Source organism: Streptomyces viridochromogenes (genome assembly GCF_001270495.1).
Lineage (GTDB): Bacteria > Actinomycetota > Actinomycetes > Streptomycetales > Streptomycetaceae > Streptomyces > Streptomyces viridochromogenes_A.
In genome coordinates this window covers 23971-35758 of record NZ_LGUR01000254.1, presented here as the reverse complement: position 1 = coordinate 35758, position 11788 = coordinate 23971, and the positions used below count along the sequence as shown (strand labels likewise).

Here is an 11788-nt window from a genome sequence, read left to right as displayed (position 1 = left end):
CCCATGACCACCGCGAACGCCCCCGTCCTCCACCCGGACCTCACGCCCGACCAGCGCGACTGCCTGGACGCCCTACCGCTGACCGGCAACCACGTCGTCAGCGGCCCGCCCGGCAGCGGCAAAAGCCTGCTCGCCGCGCACCGCGCCGTCCACCTCTCCCTCACCGGCAGACCCACCCTGCTCCTGACCCGCTCCAACCTCCTGCGCCAGCTCCTGCGGGACACCCTCCAGGGCCTCACGGTCCCCGGTGCCCCCGTCGAGGCCGCCACCGTCCACGGCTGGGTTCTGCGCCACTTCGGATACGGCGCACCGCGCACCCAGGACGGCTGGTTCGACTGGACGGCCCTCACCGGCCAGGCCGCCGAGACGCTCGGCGAGGACGACGCGACCACGCCCCACCTCGTCGTCGACGAGGGCCAGGACCTGTCGCCCGGCTTCTACCGGGTGGCCCGTATCGCCGCCGCCTCCGTCACGGTCCTCGCCGACGAGTGCCAGCGCCTCACCGAGACGAACTCCACCCTCACCGAGATCACCGACGCCCTCGGCCGCTCCACCCGCCGTGTCGAGATCGGTGGGAACCACCGCAACAGCCGCGAGATCGCCTCCCTCGCCGAGCACTTCCGCACGGGCGGCACCCGACCCGACATCCCCTTCCGCAGCGGGACGCTGCCCGTGGTCCGCCACTGTTCCGGCACCAAGGACCTCGCCGACGACATCGCCGCCCTGGCGGCCCGGCACCCACGGGACCGCATCGGCGTCATCGTCAACTCCGCGCGTACGGCCGCCGACCTGATGCGCCGCCTGGAGCGCGCGGGCCTGGCCCAGGAGCCCCAGCTCTACAGCTCGGCGGCCTCCTCCGGCCGCTATCGCGACCTCGACCTCGCCCGCCCAGGCGTCGTCCTCGTCCACCGCGCCAGCGCCAAGGGCCTCGACTTCGACACGGTCGTCATCGCCGACGCGGAGTCAGACTCCGCCGCCGACCCCACGTCGGCAGCCCTGCGCATGGCGTATTACGTCATGATCACCCGCGCCCGGGAGCGGCTGGTGCTGAACTGGCAGGGCAATCGGATGCCGCGGCACCTGGAGGGGCTGGACGGGCGGGTGCACCTGCGGTGAGGGCGACCGAGGCCACGAGCACGCTGCAAATCACAAGGGGAGACGATGACTGACGACCGCAAGACGACCGTGCCCGTGTGGACGCTGGCGACCGCTGACGTCCGGGTGTCAGGGGTGACCGCGGGCGAGTCGATGACCGCTGAGCGCCTGGCTGAACTGCGCGGAGTGCTGGCCGTCCTGGCCGACCAGCCGATCGTCACGCTGGAGGCGCATCCGCTGCCCGACAAGATCGACCGCGGCCGTGGCATCCCGCTCGACGCCGCGAGCCCCTTGGCGCAGCACCTGTCGCAGTTCATCACGCAGTCGACGCGCACTTCCCTCACGACGGCCAGAGCGACCGCTTCCGGCGAGAATCTGTATCGCATGGTGGTTCCGGCGAAGGTCGCCGCCCAGTTCGGACAGGGCCTCGTCCGCCCGATGGTGCCGAAGGGGGCGGCCGGTGGTATCTACGGTGAGCTCGTGAGCTCGACGGGCAGGATCGCCTCCAAAGCGAGGTTCGTGCCGGTCGGAGGAGCGGCAGCGGCTGGCACGGCCGGCGGGGCCGGCGCGACCGCCGGTGCCGCGGCCGCCGGCGGCACGGCGCTCACCGTGGCCGCTCCACTCGTGCTCATGGCCGTGGCGGTGGGCGTGAGCGCGCACGCCGACCGCAAGCGCCAGCAGGCCATCGAACACATCACACAACTGCTGGAGCAGCTTCAGGAGGAGAAGCTCGACGACGAGCACAGCGAACTCGACGGCTGCCGCGACGCCATCGACAAAGCCACCGCGATTCTGCTCGACCAGGGCAAGCTCGGTGTCTCGCTGGGACTCGACTCGGCGGTGCATGCCATCAACACGGCGCTCGGCAAAGCCGACCGCCGCCTTGCCCGATGGCAGAGCGCGCTCGACGGACTGCCCGAGGGCGAGGCCGTCGAACTCGGCACGTTGACCAAGTCGTTCCCCGGCGTCGACGACCACGGCGGCACGTTCCGCGCCCACCTCGAACTCGCTTCCCTGGCTGTCGCGCTGAAGCGGCGGGTCGTCGCCCTCCAGGCCGTCGAGCACGCCCAGAGCGAACCCGGTAACCCCTTCGAGAACTTCACCCGCGCACTCAAGCGCGATCAACAGCGCCTCGATGAACTGGAGTCGGGCATCGCCGCTGTCCTGGTACGCCTGTCGGCCCTGGAACTGGCACGCCCGAACGGTCTGCGACCCGTCTTCACGACCGGTGAGGTCGATCGCCTCATGAGCGCGGCATACCGTATTCACCAGCTGGGTGCCGGCGTCTCGGTCAGTGGTCGCCCGATGGACGTGGCGATCGAGATCGCCCGGGGCAAGGACGGCTCCGTGACCGTGTTCCCCGCGCTGCCCGTGTAGGCGTTGACGCGCTCGCGCTCTCACTTGCTGAGCGGTGCGGGATTGCACAGGTGACTTGAGGCCGCACGCTCACCGGTCGGCGCTGCCGGGTGGGACGACCCACTCGGTGGGCTGGCCGGTGAGGGAGGCGATCATGTCGAAGTCCCCGTCGTAGTGGAGGACCGTTCGCTGGTTCAGTTCGGCTGTGGCGGCGATCAGCAGGTCGGGTAGGGACAGGGCGCGGTGGAAGCCCGCGTTGAGGGCATGGCGCTGGATCTCAAGGGCGCGGCTGAAGGCGTCGTCGTCGGTTCCGAGGAAGTCGAAGGCGTGGAGCCAGGTGCTGATACGTGTCGCTTCCGAACTGTCCCGTGCCGAGTGGATCATCTCGAACTCGGTGGGGCGGCATACGGCGAGCAGGTAGTGCTCATGCAGAGGCTTGAGCACCTCCTTGACGCTCGGCTTCGTCCAGCGGGCGAGGGCGGACTTGTCGATCAGATAGCGGTCCTGCATCAGGCGGCTTGGCCTCCCCCGCGCTTGAGGGAGCCGTCCGCGTTACGGGGGCCGGTGTTCTCGACGATCTCGCTGAAGTCGAGTTCGCCGGCGTCCATGGCGTCGAAGCCCTCCTGTCGCAGGTGCCTCTTGACGGCGTCTTCCATGGCGAGGCGGACGGCCTTGGCCTTCGTTTTGGTCCCGAAGATGCGCATGGCTTCGGCGACCATGTCCTCGTCGAGGTCGATAACGGTTCTGGCCATGTGCGCGATCCCTTCGGAGACGATTTACGTCAGTGAAACGATACCATTCCTTAGCTTTGAGAGATATCATTTGAGGCGGGTGTTCCTGTCGCGGAGGGGCGGCTGCGGCGTTCGTGGAGGCGTGGCGCGCGTGCATTCTCCGTGGGTGAGGGCCGTTGCCCCCCACGGTGCTGAGAGCGCCGCCCGGACGGTCTTGCCGCTGGGCGGAAAGGGGAGGGTCTCCCAGCGGTCGGCGGCCGCCGCGACGAGCGCGAGGCCGCGCCCGCTGGTGTGGAGCGAGGCGTCTGATACGGCGCTCACGGGACGGGCCTGCGGCCACCGGTCTCCACGCGCGTCAGTGACGTCGATGCGGAGGAGACCGGGCGAGGCGTCGAACGCGAGGGTCAGGCGAAAGCTGCGACCGGGTACGCGGCCGTGGAGCACGGCGTTCGTGGCAAGTTCCGATACGACGAGTTCGGCACGCTCCGTGAGGTCCTGCGGGGTGTTCCAGGACCGCAGTTCGGTCACGGCGAGCAGTCGGGCGAGCCGGGCGCCCCGCCGGGTGGACGACAAAAGCTGCGTGAAGGTGCGGGTGGGGGCGCCGAGTTGGGGAGTGGCGTGGTTCATGGCGCCAGCGTGGCCGTTGGGGGCGGGTGAGAGGGAGCGCGGCACCCCGTACGCGGAGTCAGCGTACGGACACAAAGGGTGGACAGTACGCTGCATGATTCGTCACGCTGAGTGGCAAGTGCGGGGCTGTGAGGCACTGTTGTGGTGCCGTGCGGAGAGAGGGGCAGCGGATGGGCAACGTCGAGGGGGACGCGGCGGCCGGGGGCGTCGGGACGGCCCGGGCGGTCCCGACGGGGGAGTGGGAGCGGGAACCTCACCCGTCGGACAGTCTGCGCACGTTCGGCGCCGTCCTTCAAGCGCTGCGCGAGCACGCGGGGCTCAGCCGCGAGGAACTCGGCACGTGGGTGCGGTTCTCCAAACACACCGTGGAGTCCGTGGAGTTGGGGCGTCGCATGCCGGACGAGGCGTTCGTGGAGCGCGCGGAGGAGGCCACCGGCAACACCGGCGCGCTCCGGAAATCGGCCCGTCACCTCACCCGGGGTGAGGCGGGGCTCGCGGCGTGGTTCCGGCGGTGGGCCCGGCTGGAGCGGGAGGCGGTGAGTCTGTGTACGTATGAGTGCCGGTTGGTGCCGGGGTTGTTGCAGTCGGAGGCGTATGCGCGGGCGGTGTTCGAGGGCACGATCCCGCTGCGGACGGATGCGGAGCTGGAGGCGCAGCTCACGGCTCGGATGGAACGGCAGAAGATGATGCGGGAGCGGCCTACGGTGCCGTTCAGCTTCATCGTCGAGGAGCACGTGTTCCGGCGGCGGTTCGGGGACGCGGAGGCGATGCGTGAGCTGCTCGACCATGTGCTGGAGCGCAGCGCTCCGCGCAATGTGACGCTTCAGGTGGTGCCGCTGGATGCGGGGTTGCATGCGTGTCTGGATGGGCCGGTGCGGATCTTGGAGACTCCGGCGGGGCAGCGGCTCGGGTACTCGGAAGGGCAGGAGAACGGACGGTTGATCTCCGACCGGAAAGAGGTGAGCCTGCTCTGCCAGCGCTATGACACACTGCGCTCGCAGGCCCTGAGCCCCAAGGAAACCCGGGCCTTGCTGGAGCGACTGCGAGGAGAGCTATGAGCAGCGGTACGACGGAACTCGCCTGGTTCAAGTCCAGTTACAGCGGCAGCCAGGGTGACGACTGTGTGGAGATCGCGATCGCCGACCAGGCTGTTCATGTACGGGACTCCAAGGACCTTGCCCGTCCGGCTTTCGCTGTGGGCAGCGAGGGCTGGGCGCCGTTCGTGAGGTTTGTGTCGGGCTTTTCTGCGTAGCCGAGTGCGGCACGGTTGATGTGGCGGTTGCCGAGGTCGGGTGTCGGCTTCGGCGCTGCCTTCTGTGCCGAGGGTTTCGTGGCCGACTTCTTGGCGCCTGCAGGCGTCCTGGAAGTCGGCTTCGCTTTTGTGGCCTTCTTGGCGGCCGGAGCGTTGCGTGCCTCGAACTTCTTGCGTAGCTGGGGGAGTTGCTCGCGTTCCTGGACTGTCTGGTCGGCGGGCAGGGCGTTGACCAGGGCTCGGGCGCGGCTGAGTGAGTAACGGGCCTGCGCCCAGCGTTTGGCGTTGATCGCCGTACGTATCAGGCCGAGGGATTGCTGCAACGCCTTGACCTTCGCTGCCTGCCGCCGCCCGGCACGGGACCACCGCGGAACAGGTACGGCCCATTCTCTCGGGGGCTGCCAATCGAGCCTTCCTGCTCGGGGACGACCTGGTGCTACGTGTTCCGCGAAAGAAGCGGTTCCTCCCCGACATGGTCAAGGAGGCCGCGGTCATCCCCGCCGCACGACGTGCCGGCGTACGCACACCGGACGTCATCACGTTCGATGACACCTGTTCCTCGGTGGACGTGCCCTACATGGTGCTTCTTCGCGTCAGCTCCGCCGGCCCCCTGGGCCGATCTGATCTGACCCCAGCGGTGTCAATTTTCATCAACATCTGGCTGCCGGGTGATCGCCAAGTGCTGCCGAAACTCGGGTTCTGGCTCAACTTCTGTGAAGCAGTCACCGAGCGTTGCAAGCGCCCACTCCGCCGCGCCGAAACGCACATGTGTGTCCACCACACCCCCTTCTCGGCTGCCGTCGGCCGGATGGTGTACGAGCCGCGCCGGCCCGGGCGGAGGGAGAATGAGAGGGCATCCCGGCGCGCTGAAGGCGGTGGGAATCGTGGTGCTGCCCTTGGTCGTGGGTGTCGACGGCTCGGAGCCCGGCCTCCACGCTGTCGATTGGGCCGTGGACGAGGCGGTCCGCCACGGTCTGCCGCTGCGGATCGTCCACGCCTCGCTGTGGGAGCGGTACGAGAGTGCGGCTCTGGCAGACACCCCTGGGGCTGTCTCGGATGTGGTGACCGAGCATGACCTCGCCGAGAGTGTCGTGGCGCGAGCGGCCCAGCGTGCCCGGCAGCGCGCGCCGGCACTGCAGATCAGTACCGGCGTGGTGCCGGAGGATCCCGTGTCGGCGCTGTTGGGAGAGGCGCGCCTCGCCGATGCCGTCGTGACCGGGGTACGAGGCAGGGGCCCGATCAAGGAACTCCTGCTCGGCTCGGTCAGTCTCTCCCTCGCAGCCCGGTCTCCCTGTCCGGTCGTCGTCGTACGCGGCCGGGCGGAGAACAGACAAGCCGCCAACGGCCGCATCGTCGTGGGCGTCGGCGGTGCCACAGCGCCGGCAGCGGTCCGGTATGCCCTCCGGGAGGGCGCGGTGCGCGGGTGCGAGGTCGAGGCCGTACGGGCCTGGCGTCGCCCGGCGCACAGGACTGTGCCGCATCCGCTGTTGACCGGTGAGCCCGCCCATGCCGAGGAGGACCACGCCTCGGCTCTGCTGGACGAGGCGGTGGACGGCGTTGCCGAGGAGTACTCCGGCGTGATCGTGCACCGTGCGTTTGTCGAGGGTTCCGCGCGGCATGCGCTGGTGGTCCGGTCGTCGGCGGCCGACCTTCTGGTCATCGGGGCCCGTCGGCGTCGCGGCCACCTCGGTCCGCAGCTCGGCCTGGTGGGCCACGCGGTGTTGCACCACTCCGAGTGTCCGGTGGCGGTGGTTCCGCAGCAGGAGTGACATCGGCTGGCTGCGGCGTCAGAGGGTGGGCCTGAGCCACTCCTCCTGTGCCGAAGACAGCCCTCGGCATCCAGGTCGGCCGACAGGGGGCGGACAGCCGACTTCGGAGAGAGCCGATGTACGGGTGCGCCGTGACGCCGGCGCAGTGAGTTCGGCGAGCGCGTCCATTGAGCTGTTGTTTCCCGACGACGTGGCCGGGCTGGCTCGGGCCACCTCGAGACCGCACCCCTGGACGTACTCGACGCCGACCTGCTCACCGTCACCCTTCAGCCGGGCTCCGGCTGAAGGGGTGGCCGTCTTCAGACGGCGAATGCCACCCCCGACACGTTGTGCTCCGCACGGCCGGCGGCGGCGTAGGCACGGTGAGGCCCCGGAGCGGGAGTCGTCCGTGGGGCGGTACGGCTGGACGATGCTCTCGGATCCGCTGCTCAGCGGTGCTGGTCCGCGGTGACGATGCGCATCGGCGCGGAGGCGTGGTGTCAGGGCAGCCGAACGAGGTTCAGGCGGTAGTCCTCGACCCGACGCAGCCGCTGGGCGGCGAGGCCGCTGAGCATCTCCTGGTAGGCGGTCGGAAGTTCGTCGTACATCCGGGAAGGAAGGCTGCTGAACGTGTGGGAGGCCAGTACGTCAACCCCCGGTCGCCACTCGGCGAGCCGTGCCGGATCGGCGCAGGCCCACTGCATCCGGGCCCTGACCTTGCCCAGTGCGTCGTCCTGGTCCTGGGTGTCGAAGTGGCCGGGGCCGGAGGTGTCCAGGGCCAGCAGTGAACCGGGAAAGCGGTCGCCGAGCAGGCCGATGACCTTGCGCACGTCCGTCTCCCGCAGGTAGGGCAGGACGGCTTCGGCGGCGAAAAGGTATGGGCCGCCGGAGTGCGCGGCGACGGTGTCCGCCCACGCCTCGTCCGTCACCGACGCGGCGATCATCGTGCGGCGCGGGGTGTCGGTGAAGAAGGTGCGGCGCAGTTCGATCACGTCGGGCAGGTCGAGGTCGAACCAGCGGGCCTGGCCGTTGTCGGTGCGTTCGTAGCGGGTGTTGAGGCCGGTGCCGATCTCTATCACGGTTCCGGTGGGATGCTCGGCGAGGAAGTCGGCCACCCAGCGATCGAACAGGCTGGTGCGCAGAACGGTGCCGAGCAGACTCGGCAGGCCGTCGAAGCGGGCGAAGTCGTAGTCGATCGCCGCGACGAGCTCCTCGGCGACGGGGTCGCGCAGGACCGCTTCCTTCTTGCGGTTCTCCACCGCCCGGCCGTACAGCGGGATCAGCAGGGTTTCCTGGACCGTGCCCAGGCGTACGTCGCGCTCGGTCATGACCGCCTCCACAGCCCTCTGTGTGCGACGAACGCTATATGAAAATGGGATCCATTAACAGGAGTAGTGCGGGGCCGTCCTGCCGTGACGGCCCCGTACTACTCCTGTGCGTGCCGGATGGCGTCCAGCACGATGTGGGCGATGTGTTCGTCGGTGAGGTGGTACCGGATCTCGCGGGCCTGGCGGCGGGTTGTCACGATGCGGGAGTTGCGCAGGACCCGCAGGTGCTGTGAGACCAGCGGCTGGCTCACTCCGAGGGCGGCGACCAGTTCGTGGACGTACTTTCCGCCCTCGGACAGCTCGCGCACGATGCCGAGGCGGACGGGGGAGGCCAGTGCCTTCAGCAGGTCACTGGCGGCCTCCAGGGCGCGTATCGGGTCGTCCGCCGAGGCTGCCGAAGGGGGAGGGGGCGCTGTCACATGCATACATTAGCAAGTGACAATGATTTCCGGTCCGCCTTGGGTTGCCGGACGCGGATCCGGGTCAGTGGTCGTCCCAGTGGCCGTCGTGCGCGGCGTGACGGTGGCCGTCGTGCACGTAGTCCACGTGGTCCTCGTGCGGCACGGCTACATGGCCGCAGCCCTCGCCGTGCTGGTGGTCATGACCCTCGTGGGCGGTGTGGCCGGTGCTCGCGCATTCGTCGACGTGGCCCTCGTGGGCCGTGTGGAGGTGGCCGTCGTGCGCGTAGTCGGTGTGGTCGCCGTGCGGGATGGCGACGTGGCCGCAGCCCTCGCCGTGGGTGTGCGTGTGGCCCTCGTGGGTGCGGTGTTCGGTGGCGGTGGTCATGTGGTGCTCCTAGTGGTGCTCTCCGGTCGCCTGCGGCTCGTGCTCCGCCGGCCGTGCGTGGCCACATTAACATATGGCAATTCACGCATGTGTGGCTCGAAGTCCGCCCGCTCCGGACGTAGTTGGCTCACTTGGGCCCGGCCGTCCACTGAGCCGCCGTCAGGCGCGGGCGGGCTCACCGGCGTCCACGGAGCCGGGCCTCGCGCGGTGGGCGGATGAACCGCAGTTCCAGTGTGACCGGGGGCTTCGCTGTTCATCGGCAGGGCGGCGACGACCGTCTCCGAGGGCGGGCATCCCGGTTCGGTGCAGGCGAGCTGGCGGATCATGACGGCGGTGTCGTCGCCGAGGTCCAGCAGGGTGCGTACGCTCTCGTTCAGCCCGCGTAGGTGCGGGCTCGGTGAGGCGGGGTTTCCCGGCCCGAATCCCAGGGGTATGACGGCAGTTCTCCTCACTCGGTGGGGGTTGGCAGCCGGCGCAGACGCCGGTGAGTTCGACGGCGTCCTCCACCGCGGCGAATCCGGAGTCGGAGGCGATCCGTCCGGCCCACTCCTCGACGACCTCGGCCTCCACCGGCCGGCTGCTGCAGTCGGCACGGCAGATCAGGTGGTGGCGGTGTTCATCGGTGGGCCGTCACCGGTAATGCCGTTCACCGGCACTGGCTTGGATGGCGTCGACGGCGTCCGCAGTCTCCAGGTCGCGCAGTCCTATGTGTTCCACCAGGGCCTGCTCGCCGCCGAAAGGGCGGGCGGGTTCGCGAGCGGGCGCGGCGATCAGGCCAGGCCGCAGGACTTCCATGTGCGGAGCGACGCGCTTCTCCAGCAGGCGCAGCACCGGCTCGAACGCCCGCACCTCCGCCCCGGGTTCCCGGTCGAGCAGCCTCAGCCGCGGACAGCGTCCGGATGTCTGGCGTACCCGCATCCCGCGCCTGGCGCCCTGCCGACGGGTCTCCCTCGAACAGGCCAACACCCGCTCCCGCGTTGCCATCCGTGAGTCGGTGGCCAAGCGCTCCTGACCTGGGTTTCACCGGTCCGAGGGTTCCCGCGACCTGTTTTCCTCTGTGGCTCACGCATGGACGGAGACCCGCCGTGTCGTGGTCCTGGCGCGGGGCCCGTGTTCCGCTTTCGTGCCATCCGACCAAGCTTCAGGGCGGCCCTTGATCGGGAAATCTTCGAAACATTCGTAAAGGATGAGTTCGGAATTGATCTCACCTTGGTGGCACGGCCCATCAACCTTAGATTTGTTAGTCATGCATGGCCGTTGACCAGGCAAGACATCCACTCCAGCCTCTCCCTCTCCGTCAGAATGTTTCGAAGTGATTACCGAAACTATTGACAGTTGGCAGGGTCACTCCAAAACTGCCGATGACCGAGCTACTCGACGAGGAGGAAGCAGGCACATGAACGATGCACCCGCACCCACACCCCCACCCGCATCCGCATCCGAACACCCCATGAGCCGCAGGACGTTCGTCAGCGGTGTCGGTGTCACGGCTCTGGCCGTCGCGGCCGGGGTCGCCCTGCCCGGGACCGCCCACGCGGACACCGTCATCACCGCGAATCAGACCGGGACGAACAACGGCTACTACTACTCGTTCTGGACCGACGCGCCGGGGACCGTCTCCATGACGCTCAGCTCCGGTGGGAACTACCGCACCTCATGGAGCAACACCGGCAACTTCGTCGCGGGGAAGGGGTGGAGCAACGGCAGTCGTAGGACGGTGAGTTACTCGGGCTCCTTCAACCCGTCCGGCAACGCCTACCTGTGTCTGTACGGCTGGACCTCGAACCCGCTCGTCGAGTACTACGTCGTCGACAGCTGGGGGACCTACCGGCCGACGGGGACGTACAAGGGCAGTGTCACCAGTGACGGTGGGACGTACGACATCTACCAGACCACCCGGTACAACGCCCCGTCGGTCGAGGGCACCCGCACCTTCAACCAGTACTGGAGTGTCCGGCGGTCCAAGCGGACGGGGGGCGCCATCACCACCGGGAACCACTTCGACGCCTGGGCCCGTGCCGGGATGACCCTCGGCAGCTTCCGCTACTACATGATCATGGCGACCGAGGGCTACCGCAGCAGCGGCAACTCCAACATCACGGTGGGGTGACCATGGACCGCCAGACGAGCGCCCTTCGCGGGCAACGCCCGTTACGATCCCTCGCCGCCCGGCTCGCCGTCGTCGCGGCCCTTGCCGCCGCCACCCTCACCGTCCACGCCGGCGCCCCTGCCCAGGCCGCCGCCTGTAACGGCTACGTCGGGCTCACCTTCGACGACGGGCCGTCCGGCAAGACCCCGGCCCTGCTCAACGCACTCCGGCAGAACGAACTGCGGGCCACCATGTTCAACCAGGGCCAGTACGCGGCCGCCAACCCGGCCCAGGTGCGGGCCCAGGTCAGCGCCGGTATGTGGGTCGGCAACCACAGTTACACCCACCCGCACCTCACCCAGCAGAGCCAGGCGACGGTCGACTCCGAGATCTACCGGACCCAGCAGGCCATCGCGAGCGCGGGCGGCGGTACCCCGCGGCTGTTCCGGCCGCCGTACGGCGAAACCAACGCGACGGTGAAGGCGGTCGCGGCCAAGTACGGGCTGACCGAGATCCTCTGGAACGTCGACTCGCAGGACTGGAACGGGGCCAGTACGGATGCGATCGTGGCGGCCGCCGGGCGGCTCACCAGCGGGCAGGTCATCCTCATGCACGACTGGTCCGCCAACTCCCTCGCCGCGATACCGCGGATAGCGCAGGGGCTGGCAGCTCGAGGGCTGTGTGCCGGGATGATCTCCCCCACGACCGGCCGAGCCGTGGCCCCGGGCTGAGCCTGTCGCGCAAGGATCTGAGCTGGCAGCCCCGCTCGGGCTGCC

The 11788-nt window shown here is 69.0% G+C and carries 14 protein-coding genes and 1 pseudogene; 8 read left to right on the top strand and 7 right to left on the bottom strand.

What is annotated here, in order from left to right; genetic code table 11:
- The first annotated feature begins 3 nt into the window (after positions 1-3).
- Positions 4-1116, top strand: coding sequence for an AAA family ATPase (locus ADK36_RS41670; RefSeq protein ID WP_053201327.1), 1113 nt, complete (start codon positions 4-6; stop codon positions 1114-1116).
- 45 nt (positions 1117-1161) lie between these two features.
- On the top strand, positions 1162-2472 hold the full coding sequence (locus ADK36_RS41665) for a hypothetical protein (protein WP_053201326.1): 1311 nt from the start codon (positions 1162-1164) through the stop codon (positions 2470-2472).
- Positions 2473-2541: 69 nt separating this feature from the next.
- Here ADK36_RS41665 and ADK36_RS41660 read toward each other — a convergent pair whose 3' ends face one another.
- From ADK36_RS41660 to ADK36_RS41650, 3 genes are all read right to left on the bottom strand, one after another.
- Positions 2542-2961 carry a PIN domain nuclease gene (locus ADK36_RS41660; RefSeq protein ID WP_053201323.1) on the bottom strand — a complete coding sequence of 140 codons (420 nt, stop codon included), beginning with the start codon at positions 2959-2961 and terminating at the stop codon, positions 2542-2544.
- Positions 2961-3203: a type II toxin-antitoxin system VapB family antitoxin gene (locus ADK36_RS41655; RefSeq protein ID WP_048586308.1), complete on the bottom strand. Its 243-nt coding sequence runs from the start codon at positions 3201-3203 to the stop codon at positions 2961-2963. Before ADK36_RS41655 ends, ADK36_RS41660 begins: the two co-directional genes overlap by 1 nt.
- A 66-nt stretch (positions 3204-3269) precedes the next feature.
- A complete protein-coding gene (locus ADK36_RS41650; protein ID WP_078942837.1) occupies positions 3270-3809 on the bottom strand; it encodes an ATP-binding protein in 540 nt (179 codons plus the stop codon).
- Between the two features lie 170 nt (positions 3810-3979).
- Between ADK36_RS41650 and ADK36_RS41645 the strand changes: the two genes are divergently transcribed.
- From ADK36_RS41645 to ADK36_RS41635, 4 genes and pseudogenes are all read left to right on the top strand, one after another.
- Positions 3980-4867, top strand: coding sequence for a helix-turn-helix domain-containing protein (locus ADK36_RS41645; protein WP_053201321.1), 888 nt, complete (start codon positions 3980-3982; stop codon positions 4865-4867).
- A complete protein-coding gene (locus tag ADK36_RS41640; protein ID WP_053201319.1) occupies positions 4864-5061 on the top strand; it encodes a DUF397 domain-containing protein in 198 nt (65 codons plus the stop codon). The genes ADK36_RS41645 and ADK36_RS41640 overlap by 4 nt, the downstream gene beginning before the upstream one ends.
- A 337-nt stretch (positions 5062-5398) precedes the next feature.
- Positions 5399-5602, top strand: a pseudogene (locus tag ADK36_RS51700) (phosphotransferase); the annotation flags it as partial.
- 304 nt (positions 5603-5906) lie between these two features.
- Positions 5907-6830 (top strand): universal stress protein, encoded by a 924-nt coding sequence (locus ADK36_RS41635; protein WP_199830361.1) that lies wholly within the window; start codon positions 5907-5909, stop codon positions 6828-6830.
- A gap of 479 nt (positions 6831-7309) precedes the next feature.
- Here ADK36_RS41635 and ADK36_RS41630 read toward each other — a convergent pair whose 3' ends face one another.
- The 4 genes from ADK36_RS41630 to ADK36_RS41615 all read right to left on the bottom strand — a co-directional run bounded on the left by ADK36_RS41630 (position 7310) and on the right by ADK36_RS41615 (position 9925).
- Positions 7310-8137 carry a class I SAM-dependent methyltransferase gene (locus ADK36_RS41630; RefSeq protein WP_053201317.1) on the bottom strand — a complete coding sequence of 276 codons (828 nt, stop codon included), beginning with the start codon at positions 8135-8137 and terminating at the stop codon, positions 7310-7312.
- A 98-nt stretch (positions 8138-8235) separates the two neighbouring features.
- The gene (locus ADK36_RS41625; protein ID WP_234330067.1) at positions 8236-8556 is read right to left on the bottom strand and encodes an ArsR/SmtB family transcription factor; all 321 of its coding nucleotides are present in this window, start codon (positions 8554-8556) and stop codon (positions 8236-8238) included.
- 64 nt (positions 8557-8620) lie between these two features.
- Positions 8621-8923 carry a hypothetical protein gene (locus tag ADK36_RS41620; RefSeq protein ID WP_048586315.1) on the bottom strand — a complete coding sequence of 101 codons (303 nt, stop codon included), beginning with the start codon at positions 8921-8923 and terminating at the stop codon, positions 8621-8623.
- A gap of 630 nt (positions 8924-9553) precedes the next feature.
- Positions 9554-9925 (bottom strand): hypothetical protein, encoded by a 372-nt coding sequence (locus ADK36_RS41615; protein ID WP_159029313.1) that lies wholly within the window; start codon positions 9923-9925, stop codon positions 9554-9556.
- 394 nt (positions 9926-10319) lie between these two features.
- On the opposite strand from ADK36_RS41615, the gene ADK36_RS41610 reads away from it, so the two are divergent.
- Both ADK36_RS41610 and ADK36_RS41605 read left to right on the top strand, forming a co-directional pair.
- A complete protein-coding gene (locus ADK36_RS41610) occupies positions 10320-11033 on the top strand; it encodes a glycoside hydrolase family 11 protein (protein ID WP_048586317.1) in 714 nt (237 codons plus the stop codon).
- A 2-nt stretch (positions 11034-11035) separates the two neighbouring features.
- The gene (locus ADK36_RS41605; RefSeq protein WP_053201315.1) at positions 11036-11743 is read left to right on the top strand and encodes a polysaccharide deacetylase family protein; all 708 of its coding nucleotides are present in this window, start codon (positions 11036-11038) and stop codon (positions 11741-11743) included.
- The last annotated feature ends 45 nt before the right edge of the window (positions 11744-11788 follow it).